This window comes from Microcoleus sp. D3_18_C2, from assembly GCF_036702395.1.
In the GTDB taxonomy this organism is placed as follows: Bacteria; Cyanobacteriota; Cyanobacteriia; order Cyanobacteriales; family Microcoleaceae; genus Microcoleus.
Map to the genome: position 1 here is coordinate 38,154 of NZ_JAUBTG010000036.1, position 23,338 is coordinate 61,491.

General features: G+C 46.4%; 18 protein-coding genes and 1 tRNA gene. 11 read left to right on the forward strand and 8 right to left on the reverse strand.

What is annotated here, in order from left to right:
• Positions 1 to 241: 241 nt before the first annotated feature.
• From QUA88_RS19920 to psbD, 3 genes are all read right to left on the reverse strand, one after another.
• Complete coding sequence (locus QUA88_RS19920; RefSeq protein ID WP_333211446.1) at positions 242 to 4,099, reverse strand: GAF domain-containing protein; 3,858 nt, start codon at positions 4,097 to 4,099, stop codon at positions 242 to 244.
• Between the two features lie 569 nt (positions 4,100 to 4,668).
• Positions 4,669 to 6,048, reverse strand: coding sequence for a photosystem II reaction center protein CP43 (gene psbC / locus QUA88_RS19925; RefSeq protein ID WP_333057369.1), 1,380 nt, complete (start codon positions 6,046 to 6,048; stop codon positions 4,669 to 4,671).
• Positions 6,049 to 6,203: 155 nt separating this feature from the next.
• Complete coding sequence (psbD, locus tag QUA88_RS19930; RefSeq protein WP_333080069.1) at positions 6,204 to 7,262, reverse strand: photosystem II D2 protein (photosystem q(a) protein); 1,059 nt, start codon at positions 7,260 to 7,262, stop codon at positions 6,204 to 6,206.
• A 124-nt stretch (positions 7,263 to 7,386) separates the two neighbouring features.
• Between psbD and QUA88_RS19935 the strand changes: the two genes are divergently transcribed.
• The 8 genes from QUA88_RS19935 to QUA88_RS19970 all read left to right on the forward strand — a co-directional run bounded on the left by QUA88_RS19935 (position 7,387) and on the right by QUA88_RS19970 (position 16,595).
• The gene (locus QUA88_RS19935) at positions 7,387 to 7,572 is read left to right on the forward strand and encodes a hypothetical protein (RefSeq protein WP_333211577.1); all 186 of its coding nucleotides are present in this window, start codon (positions 7,387 to 7,389) and stop codon (positions 7,570 to 7,572) included.
• Positions 7,573 to 7,576: 4 nt separating this feature from the next.
• A complete protein-coding gene (locus tag QUA88_RS19940) occupies positions 7,577 to 8,143 on the forward strand; it encodes a photosystem I assembly protein Ycf4 (protein ID WP_333057558.1) in 567 nt (188 codons plus the stop codon).
• A gap of 315 nt (positions 8,144 to 8,458) precedes the next feature.
• Positions 8,459 to 9,253, forward strand: coding sequence for a peptidylprolyl isomerase (locus QUA88_RS19945; protein WP_333211575.1), 795 nt, complete (start codon positions 8,459 to 8,461; stop codon positions 9,251 to 9,253).
• Positions 9,254 to 9,465: 212 nt separating this feature from the next.
• Positions 9,466 to 10,737: a beta-ketoacyl synthase N-terminal-like domain-containing protein gene (locus QUA88_RS19950; RefSeq protein WP_333263557.1), complete on the forward strand. Its 1,272-nt coding sequence runs from the start codon at positions 9,466 to 9,468 to the stop codon at positions 10,735 to 10,737.
• A gap of 565 nt (positions 10,738 to 11,302) precedes the next feature.
• Positions 11,303 to 12,412, forward strand: coding sequence for an ATP-binding protein (locus QUA88_RS19955; RefSeq protein WP_333231702.1), 1,110 nt, complete (start codon positions 11,303 to 11,305; stop codon positions 12,410 to 12,412).
• Positions 12,413 to 12,594: 182 nt separating this feature from the next.
• Positions 12,595 to 14,472 (forward strand): DNA mismatch repair endonuclease MutL, encoded by a 1,878-nt coding sequence (gene mutL / locus QUA88_RS19960; RefSeq protein ID WP_333057566.1) that lies wholly within the window; start codon positions 12,595 to 12,597, stop codon positions 14,470 to 14,472.
• 168 nt (positions 14,473 to 14,640) lie between these two features.
• A complete protein-coding gene (locus QUA88_RS19965; RefSeq protein WP_333211570.1) occupies positions 14,641 to 15,465 on the forward strand; it encodes a transglutaminase family protein in 825 nt (274 codons plus the stop codon).
• A gap of 443 nt (positions 15,466 to 15,908) precedes the next feature.
• On the forward strand, positions 15,909 to 16,595 hold the full coding sequence (locus QUA88_RS19970; RefSeq protein WP_333057570.1) for an alpha/beta hydrolase: 687 nt from the start codon (positions 15,909 to 15,911) through the stop codon (positions 16,593 to 16,595).
• A gap of 160 nt (positions 16,596 to 16,755) precedes the next feature.
• Here the strand turns inward: QUA88_RS19970 and QUA88_RS19975 are convergent, their stop codons facing one another.
• Positions 16,756 to 17,220 (reverse strand): SRPBCC family protein, encoded by a 465-nt coding sequence (locus tag QUA88_RS19975; RefSeq protein WP_333057572.1) that lies wholly within the window; start codon positions 17,218 to 17,220, stop codon positions 16,756 to 16,758.
• Between the two features lie 147 nt (positions 17,221 to 17,367).
• On the opposite strand from QUA88_RS19975, the gene QUA88_RS19980 reads away from it, so the two are divergent.
• Positions 17,368 to 18,699 carry a transposase gene (locus tag QUA88_RS19980; RefSeq protein WP_333057573.1) on the forward strand — a complete coding sequence of 444 codons (1,332 nt, stop codon included), beginning with the start codon at positions 17,368 to 17,370 and terminating at the stop codon, positions 18,697 to 18,699.
• A 101-nt stretch (positions 18,700 to 18,800) separates the two neighbouring features.
• Complete coding sequence (locus tag QUA88_RS19985; RefSeq protein WP_333057574.1) at positions 18,801 to 20,477, forward strand: mechanosensitive ion channel; 1,677 nt, start codon at positions 18,801 to 18,803, stop codon at positions 20,475 to 20,477.
• A gap of 231 nt (positions 20,478 to 20,708) precedes the next feature.
• Here QUA88_RS19985 and QUA88_RS19990 read toward each other — a convergent pair.
• The 4 genes from QUA88_RS19990 to QUA88_RS20005 all read right to left on the reverse strand — a co-directional run bounded on the left by QUA88_RS19990 (position 20,709) and on the right by QUA88_RS20005 (position 22,460).
• Positions 20,709 to 20,782: transfer RNA gene (locus QUA88_RS19990), tRNA-Pro, on the reverse strand.
• A 37-nt stretch (positions 20,783 to 20,819) separates the two neighbouring features.
• A complete protein-coding gene (locus QUA88_RS19995; RefSeq protein WP_333231697.1) occupies positions 20,820 to 21,188 on the reverse strand; it encodes a DUF1818 family protein in 369 nt (122 codons plus the stop codon).
• 141 nt (positions 21,189 to 21,329) lie between these two features.
• The gene (locus tag QUA88_RS20000) at positions 21,330 to 21,977 is read right to left on the reverse strand and encodes a hypothetical protein (RefSeq protein WP_333273358.1); all 648 of its coding nucleotides are present in this window, start codon (positions 21,975 to 21,977) and stop codon (positions 21,330 to 21,332) included.
• A 252-nt stretch (positions 21,978 to 22,229) separates the two neighbouring features.
• Positions 22,230 to 22,460 (reverse strand): DNA-directed RNA polymerase subunit omega, encoded by a 231-nt coding sequence (locus QUA88_RS20005; protein ID WP_015175138.1) that lies wholly within the window; start codon positions 22,458 to 22,460, stop codon positions 22,230 to 22,232.
• 80 nt (positions 22,461 to 22,540) lie between these two features.
• Here QUA88_RS20005 and QUA88_RS20010 point away from each other — a divergent pair, with 80 nt between their 5' ends.
• On the forward strand, positions 22,541 to 23,233 hold the full coding sequence (locus tag QUA88_RS20010; protein WP_333057579.1) for a GDSL-type esterase/lipase family protein: 693 nt from the start codon (positions 22,541 to 22,543) through the stop codon (positions 23,231 to 23,233).
• Positions 23,234 to 23,338 lie beyond the last annotated feature (105 nt).

Consider the following 23,338-nt stretch of genomic DNA (forward strand, 5'->3'; position numbering starts at 1 on the left):
GTGAACTCGAATTTACTATTTCAATGCTAACGGATTGGATATCATATATCTCTTCTCTGCATCTGCGTGAATCAGCGTGCATCCCTTGTCCGGGGCGGTTCATAAATTCTCTTTTTTTTACCGCAGATGAGGGCAGATAAACACAGATGCACCCAGATGAATTATATCAATTCCGGCTGCACCCTGCGTGATTGTTGAGTGTTGACTGTTTGCTGGATTTTACAACAATAATGACTAATGACTAATGACTAATGACTAATGACTGCTGTCGAAGCGGAATCTCGATCGCAAACTCAGTACCTTTCCCCAATTCCGAATTGCATTTTAAAACACCGCCGTGTTTCTCTACCACAATTTGGTAACTAATTGACAGTCCCAATCCAGTACCTTTTCCCACTGCCTTAGTCGTGAAAAAAGGGTCAAATATGCGTTGTCTCATAGATTCCGAAATTCCCGTACCGTTATCAGAAATCCGAATCAGCGCGCTAGGAATAGTACCATTAAGTTGACCGACAGCAGTCGAGATTTTAATTTGAGGAGCTACAGATTGACCAGCGCGCAACTTGTGCGATTCCAAAGCATCGATCGCATTCCCAATTACATTCATGAATACCTGATTCAACTGTCCCGCATAACACTCAACTCGAGGCAAAATGCCGTATTCTTTCACTAGCACAATGTTTGAACTGTCCGCATTAGATTTCAGCCTGTGCTGTAAAATTAACAGCGTGCTGTCAATGCCCTCGTGAATATCAACCGCCTTCATTTGACTTTCGTCAAGACGAGAGAAATTCCTTAAAGACAGAACTATTTGACGGATGCGATCGGCTCCCACCTTCATTGACAATAGCAATTTTGGCAAATCTTCTAGCAGAAATTCCAAGTCAATATCTTCACTCAATTTGTCTATTTCAGGACTATAATCTGGATATTGCTGCTGGTAAAGTTCCAGCAAGCTCAGTAAGCTAGCAGTATATTCACTAGCGTGATTGAGATTGCCGTAAATAAAATTAACCGGATTGTTAATTTCGTGAGCAATCCCGGCTACCAGTTGCCCCAAACCAGACATTTTTTCAGTTTGAATCAATTGAGCTTGAGTCTGCTGCAAATCCTTTAAACTTTGAGCGATTTGTTCTGCTTGGCGTCGGGTTTGAGCGAGCAAATCGGCTTGTTGGATAGCTACGCCTAACTGATTGGCAATCTGAGCTAAAAAGTTAACTTCTGAACTTTCCCAACAGCGGGGCCCAGAATGTTGATAGGCTGTCAATAAACCCCAAAGTTCTTGTCCTACAAAAATCGGCGCGATCGCATAAGCCTTCACCTGAAATTGCTCTAAAATACGGACATTACACTCGGAGTGACAAGCTTGATAGATATCGTCAACGGCTATAGTTTCATTATTCAGATACTTGCCGCCTTGGTTTGACTGCAAATAAGTATCTTGCCAAGCCGTATTGATACCTTCCCCTACCCATTTCATCCAGCCATTTTTTACAAACTCGGCAATATATTGACCGCTAAAATCAGGATTTAAGCGATAAACCGCTATTCTATCGACTTGCATAAACTGACAAACTTCTTGAGTAGCAGTCTTAAAAATCGCGTTGATATCGAGAGATTCTCGAATCTTAGCCACCACTTCAAACAGTATCCGCTGTTGCTCGGATGCCCACTGCAAATCAACTGATTGCTGCCGCGTTTTAGCCAACAAATCTGCTTGTTCTAATCCTACACTCAACTGAATTCCAACTTGCGTAGCAAACTGAATTTCCGAAGTGTTCCAATGGCGCAAACCGCTGCACTGGTGCACGCACAGCAAACCCCAAAGTTCGCTGCCATTCATCAGCGGCATAATCACCTGAGCTCTAATTTGAAATTGAGCTAAAAGAGCAACATGGCAGTCTGAAAGTCCAGAATTTTCGATATCTTGTAGCACTTGTATCTGTCCCTGACTATATTTTTTGGCATATTTTTCGCTAAAAAAATGATCGCGAACTTTTACATTCATTGCCGAAGAAAAACCAGGCAAAACATCTTCGGTAATAAATTCGCCTTCATTAAAATTTAAACTAGGATCGAAGCGATAAATGCCAACTCTATCGGCCTTTAATACCCGTCGCAATTCTGTAGTTGTAGTACGAAAAATTGTATTTAAATCGAGAGATTGTCGAATCTTAGCAACTACCTCAAACAGTATTCGCTCCTGCTCTGCTACCCGCTGCAATTCAACTGCTTGCTGCTGAGTTTGAGCGAGCAAATCTGCTTGTTCTATGGCGATACTGAGCTGAGCGGCAATTTGGGTAGCAAACTTAATTTCGGAAGATTCCCAGTTGCGGGGAGCCGAACATTGGTGTACGCACAGCAACCCCCAAAGGTCGTTGCCTTTCATAATCGGTGCAACTAAAGTAGCTTTGATCTGAAATTGCTCCAAGACTTTGTGAAAGCAATCTTGCAGTCCGGCCTGTCTGATGTCAGACATGGCGTGAACTCGCCCCTGAGAATAGAGATTGGCGTAGTTTTCTCCAAAGCAGCGATCGTCCACTTTGACTGCCATTGCTGACACAAAATTTGGCAAAACATCTTCGGCAACGAATTCGCCGTCCTTAAATTCTGATGCGGAATCGAAGCGGTAAACTGCCACTCGATCGGCATTTAAAGCCCGTCGCACTTCCTGGGACATCGTGCTAAAAATCTTGTTCAAGTCGAGGGATTTCCGCATTTTAGCCACCACTTCAAACAGCACTTGCTGCTGTTGGGTCAACTGCTGTAGTTGAGCGGTGCGCTTTTGAACTTGATTTTCTAAGTTTGTGTTAAGTTCCTCTATTTGTTGATCGAGTTGGTAGTGGTTAATAGCATTAGAAAAGTGCGTGCCCAAAATTTGGAGCAATTCAATTTCTTCACCCTTCCATTCGCGAATTTGGGCAGTTTTTGATTCTTTCCACGCTTCAAAAGATATCCGAGATTGGGCGAGCCGCGCGTCGCTATCAAACTGTCTAGCCCAGAGAGTTTCGGTGTCAAATTCTTCTCGAAAAATGGTCAAGTAACCGAATATTTGCTGGCGGGCTCTGAGCGGTACGATTAAAATGCTGCGAATTTTGGTCGATCGAAATGCAGGTTGCAGGCTTCTCAAACTGCTAATTTGGTACAAGTCGGGAATTGCCCAAACCTGTTGCTGGCCGGATTTAAAATATTCGTGCCAGACGCTGTATTGCTCAACCTGCGGGTATTTTGCCGAAATTGGCATCTTCGGCCCTGAGCCGCAAGTGTAGACTGTGAGTTCGCCAGTGGAGTTATCCGAATAGGGAACTAGATTCGTAACCGGGCTGCTGTCGGAAACGAATGGTGTGGCGAAAATGCACAGCCTGCCGCCGGCTGCATCTAGTGCTGCTACCGATTCTGCCAAAGCTGTTTGGAGTTCAATCGCTGGCTGGGAGTTAAGGGCTGCGGCGACGCGGTTGACGGCAGCTTCCCGTTGAGCTTTCGCCATCGCTCGGGCCAGGAGGGTTGATTGGGTTATGGCGACGCCAAGCTGATCTGCTACCATCTGAACGCCTTGGAGTTCGTTTTCTGCCACACTCCGGGACTCGGAGTGGTGAGATACCAACAACCCCCAGAATTCTTCGCCGTGAAAAATTGGTACTACTAAGCAAGCCTTGACGCCCAGTGCAGTCAAGTATTCAGCGTGGCAGGGGTCAACTGCACGAAAGTACATTTCGTCGGGCAGTAGTTGGCCGGAAACCGCCTCGCGGCGCGGACTTTGGCCTAGCTGCCCGGAATCTATATCGACGATCGATCGCACCTGTAGTTGGGCGAACAGTTCGCGGGCGTGAGGGGGAATATCGTCTGCTGGAAAATGCAAACCCAATAGGGAGGGCAAGCGGTTGCCGTTAATTGATTCGGCAATCACTTCACCGCTACCGTCGCTATGAAATTTGTAGATTTTTACTCTGTCTGTTCCCAAGAAGGATTGAACTTCGGCTGCTGTTGCGCTGAGAATTTCGGGTAGTTCTAGAGAGTGGCGAATGCGGTTGGCGATGCGTTCGAGCAAATTTGCTCGATCGAACCTCACCTTGACATTTTCGATCTTTAATGAGTCCATTATTAATTTTTTGCTTTCCTAGCAATAATAGTAAGCGGCCCAAAAGTTTTGTGCCTGTTAAAAAATTCGGCAAGCACAGCCATTTAATAAAATATAAATATCCTGATGGCGATCGTCGATTAGTTTTGCACCTGTAGCGATCTGCCTTAAAATTGCAACTTTTCAGTGCAACTTTCCATTTGTGTGGGATTACAACTTTTCTACTTTAAATATAAACTTTGTAGAGCCTGCGTTGCAAGCTCTATACCCCAAAAGATTAAAATTGTCAAGTTTCAAGACTTGTAGAGTTATTCACCGCCAGCGATGAAAGTCGCACCGAAATATCTCAGTTCTGGATGCAAAACCTGGCTGAGGAACGAGCTGACGGAAAGAAACAGCATGGAATTCAACAGGTTAACTCAGAAACCGGGTTTGTAGGTCTAGGATTGTATCTGCAGCTAGCGGGTTCGGAGAACAGTCGATCGACAATCCGCAGCTTTTTGAGATATTTTTAGATCAAAAAAAAGCTCCTGCCGTTAAGCAGGAGCCTTTTTCAACTAGACAATCAAATCAGAAATAAATTCGATCGATTAGTCTAAGTCTGGCATAGCCAGCACTGGTTCATTTTCGCGATCGATACCCTTCTCAAAGCCAGCGACAGCCGCGCGAGCGCGACCAGCGTGCCACAAGTGGCCGACCAAGAAGAAGAAACCCATCACAAAGTGGAAACAGGCCAGCCAAGAACGAGGAGAAGTGAAGTTAAACGAGTTAACTTCAGTCGCCACACCGCCCACAGAGTTCAAAGAACCCAAAGGAGCGTGAGTCATGTACTCAGCAGCGCGGCGAGCTTGCCAAGGCTGAATGTCATTCTTGATTTTGTTCAAGTCCAAACCGTTAGTACCGCGCAAGGGTTCCAACCAAGGGCCTTGGAAATCCCAGAAACGCATCGTTTCACCGCCGAAAATGATTTCGCCAGTAGGAGAGCGCATCAGGTATTTACCCAGACCGGTGGGGCCTTGTGCAGAACCGACGTTAGCACCCAAGCGTTGGTCGCGGATCAGGAAGGTCAAAGCTTGCGCTTGAGAAGCTTCCGGGCCCGTCGGGCCGTAGAATTCGCTGGGGTAAGCAGTGTTGTTGAACCAGACAAAGCAGCAAGCGATGAAGCCCATCAGGGACAAAGCACCCAAGCTGTAAGACAGGTAAGCTTCGCCAGACCAGATTAAGGCACGGCGAGCCCAGCCGAAAGGCTTGGTCAAAATGTGCCAAACACCGCCAGCGATACAAATCAGGCCCAGCCAGATGTGACCGCCGATGATGTCTTCCATGTTGTTGACGCTGACAATCCAGCCTTCGCCACCAAAAGGAGAGCGAACCAAGTAGCCAAAAATCACAGCCGGGTTCAGAGTGGGGTTCGTGATAATACGCACGTCCCCGCCGCCTGGAGCCCAAGTGTCATAGACACCGCCGAAGAACATGGCCTTAGCAACCAGCAGCAAGCAACCGCCACCCAACAAAATTAGGTGATAGCCGATGATGTTGGTCATCTGGTTCTTATCTTTCCAGTCGTAGCCGAAGAACGAAGAGTATTCTTCGAGAACTTCCGGGCCGCGAACGGCGTGATAAATGCCGCCCAAACCGAGAACAGCAGATGAAATCAAGTGAAGAACGCCGACTACGAAGAACGGGAAGATATCAGTGACTTCACCGCCGGGGCCTACGCCCCAACCCAAAGTAGCGACGTGGGGCATCAAAATTAAGCCCTGTTCGTACATGGGCTTTTCTGGGATAAAGTGAGCGACTTCAAACAAAGTCATTGCACCGGCCCAGAACACGATCAAGCCAGCGTGAGCGACGTGGGCGCCCAGCAGTTTGCCGGAGAGATTGATCAAACGAGCGTTGCCAGACCACCAAGCGAACCCGGAGGATTCTTGGTCGCGACCGCTTGCGTAGGAATTAGAGAGCGTTACCACCCGGTAGAACCTCCAACGATTTTAGATTTTGGATTTTGGGTTTTTTGTTCCCTAGTAGGGCACGGGAGTACCGCGCCTGCGCCAGGGAGTAGGGATTTGGATTTCAGATTAATTTAAAAAAACTAAATGAATATGAAATCCAAATCCTGATTTTTTTAAAGTGCGTTACCGCGAGGCAGAACTTCTTCAGGGAAGATGAAGTTTTCGTGGGGTTGGTCAGTCGGAGCCATCCAAGCACGAATGCCTTCGTTAAGCAGAATGTTCTTAGTGTAGAACGTTTCAAACTCAGGATCTTCAGCAGCGCGTAATTCTTGTGATACGAAGTCATAGGCGCGCAGGTTTAATGCTAAACCGACGATGCCAATGGAGCTCATCCACAAGCCTGTGACAGGTACGAACAGCATGAAGAAGTGCAACCAGCGTTTGTTGGAGAAGGCAATTCCGAAGATTTGCGACCAAAAACGGTTGGCTGTAACCATCGAGTAGGTTTCTTCTGACTGAGTTGGGTTGAAGGCGCGGAAGGTGTTTGAGCCTTCGCCGTCTTCAAACAAGGTGTTTTCTACGGTTGCACCGTGGATGGCGCACAACAGCGCACCGCCCAAGATGCCTGCAACGCCCATCATGTGGAAGGGGTTGAGCGTCCAGTTGTGGAAGCCTTGCAGGAATAGCAAAAAGCGGAAAATTGCTGCGACGCCGAAACTGGGGGCGAAGAACCAGCCTGATTGACCCAAGGGGTAAAGCAGGAACACCGAAACAAACACGGCGATGGGGCCGGTGAATGCTAGGGCGTTGTAGGGACGGATGCCGACTAAACGGGCGATTTCAATCTGACGCAGGCAAAAGCCGATCAGTGCGAAGGCGCCGTGGAGGGCGACAAATGTCCACAGCCCGCCGAGTTGGAACCAGCGGGTGAAGTCCCACTGTGCTTCGGGGCCCCACAGGAACAGCAGGGAGTGTCCGAGGCTGTTGGCTGGGGTGGAGACTGCTACGGTGAGGAAGTTGGCTCCTTCGAGGTAGGAGCTTGCCAAACCGTGGGTGTACCAGGATGTGACGAAGGTGGTGCCTGTTAGCCAGCCACCGATGGCTAGGTAGGCGCAGGGGAATAGCAGGATGCCAGACCAGCCTACGAAGACGAAGCGATCGCGTTTGAGCCAGTCGTCGAGGACATCAAATATGCCTCTTTCGTTCTGGGCGCGTCCGACTGCGATTGTCATTGGGGTAAAATCCTTTTGCTTGTTAAAAGACCAAGGTTTCTAATTAAAGTTAACATAACTATATATTAGAAGTTCATAATTTTTCAACTAGAACAGCAGAGTTCCCCCACTAGAGGCGTACTCGATGAAAGGGTGGTTGAGAGGAAGGCCATCTTGGTTGACGATGCTCAGCAACTATCGAACTGACCCTTCGTCGCCCAGGGGCGAGGTGGCGGTGGTTGAGGACAATCCCGATCGATCGCGATCTCGTAGCCGAAGGGTGACGCTCGGTGGGCTAATTGAATTAAGATTTGGCTTTAAGGCTGTTTAATTTTATGACTGCAAAAACAATGACCTCGATCGATCCTGTCCTGCGCTACCCGGTTTTGGGCTCCCGCCGCTTCAGCAATTACTGGTGGGCGACGGTGGTCAGCATTGGAGGGACTGGTTTCCTGCTGTCGGGCATTTCCAGCTACTTGCACGTTAACCTGCTGCCTTTTGCTGACCCGACTCAGCTCATTTTCATCCCCCAAGGCATTGCGATGGGTTTCTACGGTGTCTGTGGCGTGCTGTTGGCGCTCTACCTGTGGCTGACTATTCTCTGGGATGTCGGTGGCGGTTACAACGAGTTCGATCGCCAAACTGGTAACATTCGGATCTTTCGCTGGGGTTTTCCCGGCAAAAACCGCAAAGTTGATTTTAATTGCAAGACATCGGAGGTGCAATCTGTGCGGGTAGACATTAAAGAAGGTCTCAATCCCCGCCGCAGTATTTATCTTAAGCTCAAAGACCGCCGTCAGTTTCCCCTGACTAGAGTCGGACAGCCGATTGCTTTGTCTGAAGTGGAAAATCAAGCGGCCGAATTGGCTCGATTTTTGCAAGTTCCCCTAGAAGGACTTTAGGGATTTGCGATTGGCGATTTGATATCTGAGATTGGTAATGTCTCGTAGGGTGCGCCGGGCCGCGCACCTTACCTACCTGGTAAGTGAAAAAGATTTATCTGCGAGTAAGCCTGTTACCAGTTTTTGAATCTATCAATTAACAATACTTCCGACAGTTTTTGATAGCCAACCGTAGAATAAGGCTTTCAAGGCTCCAAGGCAAGTTCGCTACCAAAGGAAAATCGCGGGTTTCAGACTGCGAACTAAAAACACTCCGGACTATTGAATTAAAATCTTTAGTTGCAAAGTCCGTAATTGACTCAAAGTGAAATACAAATGCAAATGCAAATCAAAATTCAGCGGTGGTTGTTCTCACTTTTAATAATTGGCGCGTTGTTTGTCGGAGGATGCGGTAGTTCCCCTGTGGCAAACTCGACTCCGACATCGAATCCGGTGTCGGGTGAAAATATTTCTTTGTCTCCGTCTCCGTCTCCTTCTCCTGCTGCTGCTGTAGCGGCGAGTTCGCAATTTAGCAATTTGCCACGCTTGGACGGAAAAGCAACGGTGGTGATGACGGTTAAAGGTGCTCCTATTACGATCGAACTCGACGGCACAAATGCGCCAATTACTGCGGGCAATTTTGTCGATTTGGTTCAGAAAGGTGTCTACGACGGGCTGGTTTTTCACCGAGTCGTGCGGGAACCTCAGCCTTTTGTAGTTCAGGGTGGCGATCCCCAGGGTAAAGACCCTAAATTCCCTACGGCGCGGCTGGGAACTGGCGGTTTTATTGACCCGAAAACTACTGTAGAACGCAGGATTCCTCTGGAAATTAAAGCTCAAGGTGCTGCCAATCCGACTTACAGCGCGACGCTACAAGAAGCTGGGGTTAAGGAGAAACCCGTGTTGATGCACAGTCGCGGGGCTGTGGCTATGGCTCGATCGCAGAGTCCTGATTCGGCTTCTTCTCAGTTTTACTTTACTTTGACGGATGTACCGTTTTTGGACGGTAGCTATGCAGTTTTTGGGTACGTGAAGCAAGGGATGGATGTTGTTGATAAGATTGAAGCGGGCGATCGCATTGATAAGGCTACTGTTACTCAGGGTTTGGAAAATTTTAAGCCTGTTAGCTGAAGTTAGTCATTAGTGATTAGTCATTAGTGATTAGTCATTAGTCATATCAAATCCGGTAGCATCGGAATTAATCTTACCCACAGTCAGGACACGGCACTGCCGTGTCCCTACAATTAATCTGGCGCGCAAGAAACGGCTCTGCCGTGTCCTCTATAGCATTCCGGTGTTACCGGAATAGATATCATTAGTCATCAGTCATTAGTCATTAGTGAATGGATGTTGTTGTTACTGGAATTGGTCTAGTTTCGAGTTTAGGCAGTCTGGAAACTAGCTGGATAAGACTGCTGTCTGGAGAGTCGGGAATTCGGGAACATCAACCTTTTCTGAAAATTGAGCCGCAACCTTTGGCTTTAATTCGCACAAAACCTGCGGATTTAATAACTTTAATTCGGCAGGTTTTAGCAGATGCTTTGCAAGATGCTAATTTGACTTTGCCTTTGCCAGATTGCGGGATTGCGATCGGTTCTAGCCGAGGTTTCCAGGCAAATTTGGAACTGTTGGCTAGCGAAGGAAGTTCGGCAACGGATTGTGTAACGGATGTAACGGATGGAAGAAAGACGGAAGTTGAAAGAAGTCTGAGGGAATTCGGAAGAGGGAAGTCGCAAGAAGCAAAGGAATTCCCAATTATCGATTCCCAATTCCCAATCCCCAATTCCCAATTACCGATTACTAATTGTCAATTTGTGAATTTTTTGCCTCACATGGGGGCGATCGCAGGGGCGAGGGCAATTGGCTCAACGGGGCCGGTGCTGGCGCCGATGGCTGCTTGTGCGACGGGCATACAGTCGATCGCCCGTGCTGTTGATTTAATCCGCACTGGTGAGTGTCAGCGGGCGATCGCAGGTGCTGTGGAAGCGCCTATCACACCGCTGACTCTGGCTGGATTTAGCCGGATGGGTGCTTTGGCAAACAATGGGTGCTATCCCTTTGATGAAAATCGGGAAGGCTTTGTGCTCGGTGAAGGCGGGGCTTTATTTGTATTAGAATCGGCCGAGTTGGCAAGGCGTCGTGGTGCTAAAATTTACGGTCGAGTTTCTGGTTTTGGCTTGACAAATGATGCTTGCCATGCTAATGCGCCGGAGCTGGGGGGGAAAAGTGCGATCGCGGCGGTAAATCAATGTTTGAAACGCAGTAATTTAGCTGCGATTGATATAGATTTTATTCATGCTCACGGTACTGCAACTGAGTTAAATGACCGACACGAAGCACTGTTAATTGAGAAGTTATTTCACCCAGGAGTTGCTGTTAGTTCGACTAAGGGGGCGACGGGTCATACTTTGGGAGCTTCGGGAGCTTTGGGCGTGGCTTTTTGTTTGATGAGTATTAAATATCAGATGTTGCCGCCTTGCGTGGGAATGAAAAAACCGGGGTTTGAATTAGATTTTGTTCGCTGTGCGCGATCGGCTATTGTCAGAAATGCGGTTTGTTTAAGTTTTGGCTTTGGCGGGCAGAATGCTGCGATCGTTTTATCGGGCGATCGTTAATTTTTGTAAACTTGGTCGATCGGCATTTAAATTACACGATCTCTCTACAGTTAAAATCTTCTGAGGTGGCCGGAGAACCCCCCCACATCGAATTTAAATCTCAAAAATAGTACAATTTATGTATTTTAGTCAATTAACTGAGAATTTTGGTGAGATTGCTGGTGCTGCTATGCTAGTCTGGCTCTCCATCCCGACGCTAATCCTTGCGTCAAAGCCTCGGAGGCTAGAAAAGAGAGCCAGATTAAAGCAGTATTGTATTTTAGTGAACAAACCTGACGGTCAACTGAGTACAGTTAGACCGCAGGCTTCTTTTTCCTTTTTTTCAAAGGCTTTTTATAGTGAGGTAGTTCCACCCCCACTTGCTAATATAGTATCAGAGTATTTCCCGATCATCAATGGGTATAAAAGAAATAATTGTCGGTTTCCGTACCTACACCCGACGCTTCTTTCCATCACGCGGGCGTAATTTATTCGGGGTACTTCGCGCAGCGCTCAAATTAATCCCCTCTAAATATACCGAGGGACTTCCCGGCTGGTAGTTAAATTAAGTCTCAGGTATTTTCACATGGATCTGGCCTCTCATCGATTTATGTCTTATTTTGAACCAGAGCAAGCTGCTCACCTTTGCCAAATAGCTGTTTTGGAGAGTTTTGCTGAGGAAACGCTGGTTTTTGAAGAAGGAGAAACAGCGGATTTTTTATATCTAGTTTTAGAAGGTAAAGTCGAGTTTAGCAAGCGGATTGAAAATCATAAATATCAAACTGTTGCTGTCGCTAACCCAGACGATTATTTTGGCGAACTCGGAGTTTTAGACGGAGAGCCTCGCAGTGCTAGAGCTGTTGCAGTTGCAGGATCGACTTTGGCCAAAATAGCCCGTGAAGAACTAATAACAACTCTCCAGTTTGCTAAAGGCAGTTCGGTGATGCAAATGTTTAGTTTCATTACTAAAAATTTACGGGATACCACGGATCAATATGTTAGCCAATTGGTACACAAACAAAAAATGGTATTGGTTGGAGAAATGGTGAGTACAATTATTCACGATTTCAAAAGTCCTTTTACCGGAATAAAACTCTCTAGTGAAATGCTCAAAGAAATGCACCCGGATGAGGAAACTCAGGAGTGGTGTGAACTTATTCAATTGCAGGTTCATCGAATGTTGGGGATGGCTGAAGAAGTATTAGAATTTTCGCGTGGGAATTCTGTATTAAATAAAAAACCAGTTAATCTAATTCAGACCTTGCAGCAGTTTGAAAAGTTGAACCGAGTTTATTTTGAAGCAGCAAAAGTAGATTTGGTAGTACGGGTGACAGAAGTGATAGTGGAAGCGGACGAGAATAAGATTTTGCGCGTTTTACAAAATTTAGTTGGGAATGCTGTTGAGGCTTTTGGCGGAAGAGGGGGGCGGGTGGAGATTGCGGTGACACAAACTGAGGAGTGGGCAGAAATTAGCATTTACGATAACGGCCCCGGCATTCCGCCGACAATTAAGGACAAGTTATTTGAACCGTTTGTGACTTATGGTAAACGGACTGGTACTGGGTTGGGAACGGCAATTGTTAAGTCGATCGTTGAGGCTCACAAAGGGCAAATTACTTATGAGTCAGAGGACGAAAAAGGAACAACTTTTTACATTCGCTTGCCGAAAAATATGGTTTTAGCAGAGCAAAAATAAGTAGGTAGGAAGATATATACTTAGGAGTTTCTCACTAAGCGTCAGAGACTTGGTTGATGAGTAGATATCTTGGTATCCCACAAGATTTTTCTAATGAACCGGGTTGAAAAGCTTAAGTCCTAATACTGTATAGCGACTTGCAGGATCTAGTAGAATTGAATTAACGAAATGCTAAAAATCTGATGCCAGTTACTATTCAAACCTTACCCACAGAAGTTATCAATTTAATTGCCGCCGGCGAAGTGATTGACTCGATCGCCTCCGCGGTACGAGAATTAGTTGAAAATTCTCTGGATGCTGGCGCAACTCGCATCGTTGTTTCTGTCTGGCCCGAACAGTGGCGGGTGCAAGTTGCAGATAATGGTACGGGAATGGATCTGGAAAATTTGCAGCAGGCGGCTTCGCCTCACAGTACGAGCAAAATTACCACGGAAGCTGACCTTTACAAAATTGCTACTTTGGGATTTCGTGGGGAAGCTTTGCACAGTTTAGCTCAGTTGGGCTGTTTGGAGGTTTTGAGCCGATCGAATGATTTGGGATTGGGGGATTTTTCGGAAAATCAAGATTCGGCGCCAACCCCCGCCAAATCTTCCTTTAACAAGGGGGGAATGGAAAATGCTCGATCGGGCTGGCGGGTGGTTTACAATAACGCAGGCGTTGCTGTAGAGGTGGAAACAGCGGCGATCGCTCCTGGTACGGTGGTGACTGTTGATAATTTGTTTGGCAATTGGCCTGTGCGCCGCAGTTTTTTGTCGCCGGCACAGCAAATGCGATCGATCCAATTAACTCTTCAGCAAATTGCTATTTGTCACCCGCACGTTAATTGGCAGTTGCGTCAAGGAAATACGCCTTGTTTGCACGTAACTCCTGGTAGCACAGCGGAACAACTTTTACCTCAATTCGTGCGCGGTGTGCGATCGAGCGATTTGCAGTATTTAAAGTTAGATTTGCCTGCGAGTCCTCAAAATCAGAAAGCAGCAAATTTCTTGCTAGAAACTCAACTTGTGGGCGCTACAGTTAAACCTAATTACCAATTCCCAGTTGCTACTTCTCAATTCCAAATGCCTAATTCCCAGTGTTTGGAGTTAGTAATTGGTTTGCCCGATCGCTGTCACCGCAGGCGGCCGGATTGGGTGAAAGTTGGGGTGAACCGGCGAGTTGTGCGATCGCCCGAATTAGAGCAAACTATTCTCAGCGCCTTTGCCCGCACTTGTCCGCGCGATCGCTATCCCGTGTGTTTTGTCCACCTGCAAATCTCCCCTTCGGAAATCGACTGGAACCGCCACCCGGCTAAGGTTGAAATTTATCTGCACGATCCGAGTTTTTGGCAAGCGCAAGTTAGCGCGGCAATTACTCGTGCTTTGCACCTGAATGATGATGTTTTGCCGCCTGTCCCTATTCCCGATCGAGTGGGACAATTGCTGAAGGCGTCGGAACAAAAAAGTGCTTACAGTGTCGGGATTTCGGCTAGGGAGAATGATGACGGCGGCGAACAGGAAAAAGCTAATAAAATAGGATTGATGGAATTGAGGGCGATCGCTCAAGTTCACAATACTTACATTGTTGCCGAACATTCCAGCGGAATGTGGTTGGTGGAACAACACATCGCTCACGAGCGCGTTTTGTACGAGCAATTGTGCGCGGCTTGGCAGCTAAAATGTCTCGAAAAACCAGTGATTCTCAGTCAATTATCTGCACTGCAAATTGAGAATTTATCTCGCTTGGGTTTGGAAGTAGAAAGTTTTGGGGAACAGCTATGGGCTGCCCGCGAAGTTCCTGAATTGTTAGCCGATCGAGATGACTGTGCGGATGCGCTTTTTGAACTCAGTAAAGTCGCAGATTTACAAGCGGCTCAAGTTGCGACTGCTTGCCGTAGTGCTATGCGAAACGGTACTCCTTTGAGTCTTTCCCAAATGCAAAATTTGTTGGATGAATGGCAGCAAACTCGCAATCCGCGCACTTGTCCTCACGGCCGCCCTATCTATTTTGCTTTGGAAGAATCGACTCTGGCTCGGATTTTTCGCCGCAGTTGGGTGATTGGTAAAAGTCACGGGATTTGAAGGTTAAAAGTTAAGCTGTAAGGTGCGCGTTACATACAAGACTGTTTTTTTTGAACCGCAGAGGGCGCAGAGAACGCAGAGAGGAAGAGAAGAGAGATGTTTTTAATATTTTTTTGGGCAACTGGATATTCGTATAAAATGTCAATTAAAATCAAATAAATCATAAATATGGATTTTCCGATCGCCCGACAACTATTTTATCGAGAAATAAATCAGCCTGATGGCTCGATCGACCTGGCGAAAGCTGCTCTTTATATGGCTTTGGAAGAATACCCAAATTTAGAGCCAGAGGAGTATCTCAACGCTCTTGACACGATCGCAGATGAAGTGCGCGATCGCCTGCCGACACAGAATTATCCGCTGCGGATTATTCAAACTATTAACGCCTATTTATACGGGGAGTTGCTGTTTGCGGGCAATGATGTTGATTATTACGACCCGCGCAATAGCTTTTTGAATGAAGTTCTCGATCGGCGTACTGGCATTCCAATCTCTTTATCTTTGGTTTATTTGGAGGTTGCTAAGCGGATTGATTTTCCGATGGTGGGAATTGGGATGCCAGGACATTTTTTAATTAGACCGGATTTTGAAGATGCTGGTATTTTTGTTGATGCGTTTAACGGCGGCGAAATCTTATTTCCTGAAGATTGTCAAGCCCGACTTTCTCAAATTTATGGGCAACCTATGGAGTTGCAGACGACTTTTCTCGCCCCGGTAAGTCGCCGACATTTGTTGGGACGAATGCTGGGAAATCTGAAGGCTATTTACTTGCAACAGGGAGATGCTGTGAGGGTACTCTTGGCGATTGAACGGATTTTGCTGCTGTTTCCCGATGCGCTGGGGGAACGGCGCGATCGCGGAATTCTCTATTATCAACTGGGACGCTTGGTAGAAGCGCGCCACGATCTGGAATTATACCTGAGAAATGCTCCGAATGCTCCTGATGCTGCTAGAATTCGCCAATTGGTCGATCGGCTCGATCGGGATCTTTGAAGTTAGGAATGAGAATTAAATAACTTCCACTCTTGAAAGTGGGATGGGCTCTTATAGCCCGTCCACTCATGACGGGCTATAAGAGCCCATCCCACAATAACAATTAAAATTGTAAGTTATTTAATTCGCTATCCTTAAATTCGCTATATGTCGCACAGCACACTATAAGACATAAAAGTGACACTCAATAAACTGCTGCCTGACGACCAAATTTCGCTTTTATCATTTTTGCCATGGGATCTAAAATTTGGCAAAAAATTAACTATAACATATTAATTGTCAATTAAAACCTATCTTTTGATAGGTTGAATTTCCTTGACTTGACTGTAATATCATAGGTCATTTACGCAAATCCCGATTCGACTTTCCCGACTGATATCCGCACAGATATCCGCACAGAAGAGCGATCTAAAAAGTATTTTGACCTAAAGAGGCACAAACTCATGAACTTTCAGTTTCAACAAGGTTATCTCAACGGAATGCAATCGCTGTCAGTCCATTTAACCAAAAGAATGTCAAAGTCTTTATCATTAGGTTTGGCGCTTTTGCTGGGAACAAGTGCAGTATTCCTAAGCAGCGGCAAAGCCTTTGCATTAGATAATGTTACCGTAAAATACGGTGCTGTTGACGTAACACTACCGATGAGCGATTTGCAAAGCTTTGTACAAACTGGCAAGGCTTCCTCTCAACTGCAAAGCGTTCTGAGTCTGGCGAAACAAACTCCCGAGTCGGTGCGCGAAATATTAACGCGAGAAGTGCCTTTAGATTCCCAATTAGTAGCGCGGCTAGCAAGCACTTATTTTGGGGAAATAGTTTTCAAACAATTGGGGGAGGTTGCTTATGCGCCGACTGCTCGGCTTCAAAGCGTGCCCGCACTGCGCGATGCTTTAGTCGCAGCTTCCAAAGATGGCAAAATATCGCTGATTGAAGTAATGCAAAATTACAGCCCTGCGGCTTTAGAAGTTGACGGCAATCAAGCGATGGCTATCTACGAACGAGTGATTAAAGATGTGCAAGATTTGCAAGCTTTGTATCAAAATTCCCCGGCTTTGCAAAATACGGCTAACCAAGCCGTGAATTCGGCGAGAGAAATGATTTGTCAGCCCAATCCAGCGGGAAGTGCGAAGTAAATAACTGAAGTTGGAGGGAAGGGGGAGTCGGGAATTGGAAATTGGGAATGGGTGCTTTTTTTCGTATTAGCTGTAGCTTTCAGCTATTAGCAATTACTCATCATCCATTCCCAATTCTTCGGCTACGCGAGGGTAAAAGTTCCCAATTACCCATTATTCATTACCCCTTACCCATTCTTTGAGATAGTTGCTCGGCTACCCGCTTTAGTCGGCGGAGTTGGTCTTTCATATCTTTTTCTGTCCAAGGGGCTGCAAAACGATTGAAACCAAATCTAATTAAACGATTGGGAATTTGAAATTCAAAGCGGTTAATCAAGAGAGTACCTTGGATTTGCGGCTGGCATTCCCAACGATCGCATCCTTTGAAAAATCCGTCAAACCCCCAAACAATTAAACCTGGTTGTCGCTCCAACACAACACTTTCTAAAGAGGGTTGCAAAACAGGAATTTTTATGATAAATAAGCTGCGACTTCCTACGGCAGTATCCCATTCGCCCTGGGGATCGCAGCGTAGCAGGGGATTGAGCCACTTGTGCATTAAAGTGCGATCGACTATACATTGCTCCACCAAGGTAGCAGCAGCGCGAATTTCAATGGATTGCTCGAAAACTTGACGAATTGACATGAGAACCTGCAACAAGGAGGGTATTACAAAACTTTGCTTACTTGATAGTCCTTTATTTACTTGTAACGTCAATTTTTCCAGAAATTAAAAGATTGACACACTCATAAATACAGTGTATCATCTTGAATTAAAGTATATATACCGATTATGGAGTTAGTCGAAAGGCACATCATTAAACCAAATCATAGGTTTTATCGAGAAGCCGATAGACTGTCTTGGCTGTGCAAAAATTTTTACAATAACGCTAATTACATCTACCGTCAAAAGTTTTTCGCTAGCCAAGAAAGAAACGCTCTGGCTGTCGATCGCGCGCTCAAAACAAGTCCTGATTACAAAGCACTGCCCGCAAAAGTAGCACAAAGCACGATCGGCTTAGCGATCAAATTAGTGATAAAAGCATGGACTAGCTATTATATGGCGGTGCGAAACGATCGGGAAGACCAAACTAAGTTTAAAACCGCACCGAAAATCCCTCATGACAAAGGTTCAAGAGAGCTAAAAAGAGAGGACGGGCACTATGTAGTTGTATTTAATTGTCAAGCTGTCAGCAAAAGAGCCTTAAAAAAAGGATACGATCGTCCCTCTGGGACTAATATTTGGTTGCCCTCAAAAGTGACATCGATTCTGGAAATCCGGATTGTTCCCAAAGTAGGTTGTTATGTTGTCGAGGTGCTATATGAAAAGTTAGAACAGCCTTTACAAGTTAATCGGAGAGTCGCTGCCATAGATTTAGGATTAAACAATATGGCAACATTAACCTACAATGTTCGTGGGTTAGTACCGACAATCTACGAGGGACGGGGTGTTAAGTCCAGAAACCAATACTGCAATCAAGTTTCATCGGCATTGAAATTATTGCTGCCCGTAGCGCAAAAAAACAGTAAAAAACTAGCCCGATTGTGGCACAATCGTAACTGTAAAGTCGATTACTACCTCCATACGACGAGTTCCGCAATTATTAAAGAACTCGTTAATCATCAAATTGGCTTGCTGGCTATAGGCCAATACGCTTGGCTTAAGGAAAATTGTAGCGAAAATGTTGGGTTTCGTTCCTCAACCCAACCTACGCACTACGCACGATCTGTTTTTTTAGAACTAACTGAACCGTATTGGGCTATAGGCTGGAACGAGGATTTTAAAGATGGGATTAATACTGGTAAAGTTGACAATCTAAATTTTTCCCGTATTCCCCATCGCCGATTTGTGCAAATGTTGCAGTACAAAGGACAACTTGCGGGAATTCAAGTTGGGTTAGTTGAGGAGAGTTACACATCCAAATGTTCAGCTTGGGATTTGGAACCAATTCACCAACATTCCGACTACATTGGCAGTAGGGTAAAAAGAGGATTGTTCAGAACCCAAACTGGACGATTCATAAATGCCGATGTCAAGGGTTCTTTGAATATTGGCCCCAAAGCAGTCGGAGATGGGTTGATCCCAAATTCGCTAGAGGGTTTTGTAGTTAACCCAGTACATTAAAAGTGTACAAACATTAAATTTAGGCGATGTCTAGATTTTTTGGAACTATTATTAAAGTTTCGTCTTCTCCTTGTCAAATGTGACGTTAACCTGAGAAAAAAATGAATGAAACTTGGCAAGAAACAACTCAACCCATATCGGGCCCCATAGCGGCTTTGTCCGATCGCCTTTTGGCCCAGGCCCAGCCCGCAAATCCCCTGACAGATGCGGAACGCGGAATTAACAATTTCCTTCAGGGCTCAAACATTGAAAATCTCCTCTGGGCCGTCGGTATCCTGCTCATTGGCTTGATAGTATCAGCCCTCGTCTCATCTTTAGTGGGGGGATTGCTCAAGAAAACTACGCTCGACAACCGGCTGGCTACTTGGATTACCGGCCGCCCGGAAGGATCTGGAGCCCCGCAAGTGGAAAAATGGATTTCCGCAGCGGTTTTCTGGATCATTTTTGTCTTTTTCCTAATTGCCTTTTTCAACCGGCTGAATCTCACGGCTGTCTCGCAACCGCTCAATACTTTTCTCAATCAAATTACCGGTTTCTTGCCGAAGTTAGCCGGCGCGCTAATTTGGTTGGGGATTGCTTGGGTGTTGGCGACAGTCGCCAAAATGGCAGTATCGCGGGCAATGCGCGCTTTTAACGTGGACGAGCGCTTGAATCAAGAGGTGGGCGCAGCGCCCACTGAGCGCCCTTTGCTGCTGAGCGATACTGTGGCGAATGCGCTGTACTGGTTCATTTTTCTGCTGTTTTTGCCACTGATTCTCGACTCACTGGAAATGCAGCAGGCTCTGCTGCCGGTTAATAATTTACTCAACCAAATTCTGGCGGCAATTCCGAAAATTCTGGAAGCTGTGCTGATTGGGTTTGTGGGCTGGCTGCTGGCTATGGTGGTGCGGCGGATTGTCACGAATCTGTTGGCGGCTGCTGGGGCAGACGGTTTGGGTGCTCGGTTTGGAATTTCGCGGACTTCGGGCGGACAATCGCTGTCGTGGATTGTCGGTACGATCGTCTATGTTTTGATTTTGATTCCAACCGCGATCGCAGCTCTGAACGCTTTGGACATTCAAGCGATTTCGCAGCCTGCTGTCGCGATGCTCAACGACATTTTGGGCGCGGTTCCCAAAATCTTCACGGCAGCCATGATTCTGGCGCTTGCTTACATTTTGGGGCGCTGGGTAGGCGATTTGGTTACTAATATCATGACCGGAATTGGCTTCAACAATGTCTTTTCTTGGTTGGGGGTGCAGCCACCGAAACAGTCGCTAAGGCTACCGCCAAGTTCGATCGATCCCGACGCAACGATTCTTCAGGAACCGGAAATTCCGGCCCGCACGCCTTCTGAGTTGGTCGGCATTGTGGTGCAGGTGGGCATCCTGCTGTTTGCAGTGGTGGCTGCTACCGACGTGCTGCAAATTCCAGCGCTGACGGCTATTGTTAGCGGTATTGTCCTGGTTGCAGGTAGGGTGCTAGCCGGTTTGGTGGTATTTGCGATCGGCTTGTATTTGGCGAATCTGGCGTTTAGTTTGATTGCCAGTTCTGGAACTCGCCAAGCGCGGCTTTTGGGCCAAGCGGCTCGGGTTGCGATTATTGCCTTTGTTTCAGCCTTGGCGCTGCAACAGATGGGCATTGGCAGCGATATTGTGAATTTGGCTTTCGGGCTCCTGCTTGGGGCGATCGCAGTTGGCATTGCTCTAGCTTTTGGTTTGGGCGGGCGCGAGATTGCGGCCGACCAAATTCGCGAATTGTTAGCGTCGTTTAAACAAGATAAGACGCCACGTTTGTAATCCTATAAAATGGCGTTTGTCAAGTACAAACGCCATTTTTTTATGATTAATTTCATTGTGAGGGTCGCGAAGCAATCGCAAAGCCTTTGAATTTGAGGATACAGCTATCGACTGTTTGGAAGCAGAGATTGATTCTTGTTTCTGGGCCCATGCCCCTAATTGAGAATGTTAAGAGCTGCATCGCCGGCCCTAAAACAACAAAACCTTCTCTATGAGAAGGTTTTATCACAATCGGAGCGGCGGGATTTGAACCCACGACCCCTACTACCCCAAAGTAGTGCGCTACCAAGCTGCGCTACGCCCCGACAGCTTTAATAGCTTAGCATAGAATTCCCGAAAAAGTCAAAAAACTTTTAAAACTTTTGCGGCCTGCACCAAACTCGGAACCGCAGCCGCCGGCCAAAAACCCTCGCACCTCCTGCCAGCATTCAAGATCAACTGCACGCTGTAAGCTTCGGGATAGCCTTCCACCTGCACCCACAGCAAGTCGCTTTCGGCTTCAATGGCGATTTTTTCTTCGTCCATTAACTCAGACGCCATGTGACTCATGGTGCCTGCTAATTGCCCCAACAATCGGCAAAAATCGTTTAACTCAGCCTCTGTGAGTTCGATCGCCCAACCGTCGCCAGCTACCAAACCCTTAAACTCCTGGGCCTCCGGGTTCCATCCCAAACGCCACCCAACATCGGTTTTAATTACACGTTCCACCATTGAGGGATTTTAGATTTTAGATTTTGGATTTTAGATTAGTAGGGCTTACCCATAAATACGAAAGAAACCGGGTTTTTTACCTTTGTTAAAGGCTCAAAAGCACTATTTCCGTAAAAAACCCGGTTTCTACAAGCTGGTGTATTAAGGTGCCAGCAACTTCGCATCTCCCGGCTGCGGCTGCGGTATATCCGGCGAATTCGATCGCCCTTGTGGTTTTTCCCCCGCCGTCGGTGTGCGCCCACGCCCGGAATTCTCCGTAAAAACATCAACCAAAGCTTCAACCAAAGCATCCCGCTGTGCTCTATTTAACTTTTGAATAGCAGCGCGATCCTGTTCCATTGGATTTGAGCGCAAAAGGTCTTTTCCCGGATAAACACTTTCCACCAAATAATCTGGAGTCGCCCCCAAATAGTCAGCTAAACTCAACTTCCAATCAAAGCGGTAATTGGGCGGCCGTCCTTTGACAAATACGTGATATCGAATGAACCGCCCGACTAAAGTATTGGTAGGATCGACTTTTCCAGTTTCCTTAGAAATGTAGTTATTTTCGATCGGGAAATCCGGCAATTTTTCGTACACCAATTTCCACGCATCTTGCACCCTCACTTGCGGCGGCGCAGATTGTTGAGCCACCCGCTGCACTGATACAGACTCAGAACTCCGCAGCAGCGAAGGTTCCAAAGCCGACATACTCAGTTCCCCGGATTCCAATACCCAACTCAAAAGCGTGAAAATCGCTACACTCAAAGTAACCAAGAGAAAACTTAAGCCCTGCTTTAATCTATTCACGGTTTTGACAATAATTTCAAAAATAGAATAATTTCATAAACTTACCCCCAAGCAGATGTCCTAGTTTCTAATTTTAGGATTTACGATCCTCAACCCGGTTTATTAGAAACATCAGAGTTTTTTTAACAAGGGAACTAGGAATCAACCGGGTTTCTCCTCCCGCGCACCCAAGTCTAGTTTAAGAAAGTTTTGAGTGTGGAGTTTAAAAAAATTACTCGCAATTCACCACTCAAAACTCAAAACTCCCCAACTCTAGATGTCTCCGATAATTTCCGGCTGAGTCAGTTCATCCGACATCTCAAATATCGCCCGCATTACAGGTTTCATTTGATGGTCGTCCATATTGTCAAAATCTTCATATCGACGGCGTTTTGCGCGGTTCGCCACCTGCACCGTAATCCGATAGCGGTTGGATGCACCGTTAATCAACTCTTCCGCCCGACGGGTTAGCTGAGTTGAATCGAAAGTTGGACGCTTAACCATGAGACTCCCTACTTTATGTAATGTTACATTCTAGTCTAGTATGTCAAGATTCATAATTTATTAACTGAGTATCATTACTTATGCAGGTAGCAACAGCCTATTCCTTTGGTCACTTGCATCGGGGAAATTCTCATCCCCTCAAATTGGTTGCTTTCGGTGACAGCTTAATCTACGGTTTCGGCGACGGTGTAGGTGGAGGTTGGGTGGAAAGATTGCGGCGCCAGTGGATGTTACCGGAGAGTGCAGGACACGTTTTATACAATTTGGGCGTTCGGGGCGATCGGGCCTATCAAGTCTCCCAGCGGCTCGAAAACGAGTTTCGCCACCGTGGCGAGCTCAGAAACCGTTTCCCGGATGCGATTATTCTTTCGGTAGGCCTCAACGATTCGGCGAGAGTACAGTCGCCTACCGGGCGCAGCTACACTGATTTTGAACATTTTAAAACTGTTTTGGATCATTTGTTAAACCTGTCCCAACAACTTTGTCCGGTGATATTTGTCGGGATGGTGCCGGTGGATGAAAGTAAAATGCCTTTTCAAGATTGTTTGTATTACAATCATGCCGACCAATATCAGTATAAAGAAGCAACAAAATTAGCTTGTCAGTTGCGGGGAATTCCCTATTTAGATATTTTTGATAAATGGATAAATCGGGGCAGTGATTGGTGGCGATCGCGCTTGATTGCAGATGGGCTGCATCCCAATGCAGCGGGGTATCAATCTTTATTTGAAGATGTGACAAGTTGGGAACCGATCGCAAGTATTAGTCATTAGACCTCTTGCAAAATAATTTTATGATATGATGAAAAGTTTTGCTGAAAGTTGATTGAATCCCAACTCTTAACTTATTTTCACTCTTGTCTTGTTATCAACAAAATA

Coding starts and splice junctions, on each gene's coding strand:
- QUA88_RS19940 (WP_333057558.1), top strand. CDS start 7,577: ATGACTGCAAAAACAATGACCTCGATCGATCCTGTCCTGCGCTACCCG.
- QUA88_RS19965 (WP_333211570.1), top strand. CDS start 14,641: ATGGATTTTCCGATCGCCCGACAACTATTTTATCGAGAAATAAATCAG.
- mutL (WP_333057566.1), top strand. CDS start 12,595: ATGCCAGTTACTATTCAAACCTTACCCACAGAAGTTATCAATTTAATT.
- QUA88_RS19995 (WP_333231697.1), bottom strand. CDS start 21,188: ATGGTGGAACGTGTAATTAAAACCGATGTTGGGTGGCGTTTGGGATGG.
- QUA88_RS19955 (WP_333231702.1), top strand. CDS start 11,303: ATGGATCTGGCCTCTCATCGATTTATGTCTTATTTTGAACCAGAGCAA.
- QUA88_RS20005 (WP_015175138.1), bottom strand. CDS start 22,460: ATGGTTAAGCGTCCAACTTTCGATTCAACTCAGCTAACCCGTCGGGCG.
- QUA88_RS20010 (WP_333057579.1), top strand. CDS start 22,541: ATGCAGGTAGCAACAGCCTATTCCTTTGGTCACTTGCATCGGGGAAAT.
- QUA88_RS19975 (WP_333057572.1), bottom strand. CDS start 17,220: ATGTCAATTCGTCAAGTTTTCGAGCAATCCATTGAAATTCGCGCTGCT.
- QUA88_RS19945 (WP_333211575.1), top strand. CDS start 8,459: ATGCAAATGCAAATCAAAATTCAGCGGTGGTTGTTCTCACTTTTAATA.
- QUA88_RS19935 (WP_333211577.1), top strand. CDS start 7,387: ATGAAAGGGTGGTTGAGAGGAAGGCCATCTTGGTTGACGATGCTCAGC.
- QUA88_RS19950 (WP_333263557.1), top strand. CDS start 9,466: ATGGATGTTGTTGTTACTGGAATTGGTCTAGTTTCGAGTTTAGGCAGT.
- QUA88_RS19980 (WP_333057573.1), top strand. CDS start 17,368: ATGGAGTTAGTCGAAAGGCACATCATTAAACCAAATCATAGGTTTTAT.
- psbD (WP_333080069.1), bottom strand. CDS start 7,262: ATGACAATCGCAGTCGGACGCGCCCAGAACGAAAGAGGCATATTTGAT.
- QUA88_RS19920 (WP_333211446.1), bottom strand. CDS start 4,099: ATGGACTCATTAAAGATCGAAAATGTCAAGGTGAGGTTCGATCGAGCA.
- QUA88_RS19985 (WP_333057574.1), top strand. CDS start 18,801: ATGAATGAAACTTGGCAAGAAACAACTCAACCCATATCGGGCCCCATA.
- QUA88_RS19970 (WP_333057570.1), top strand. CDS start 15,909: ATGAACTTTCAGTTTCAACAAGGTTATCTCAACGGAATGCAATCGCTG.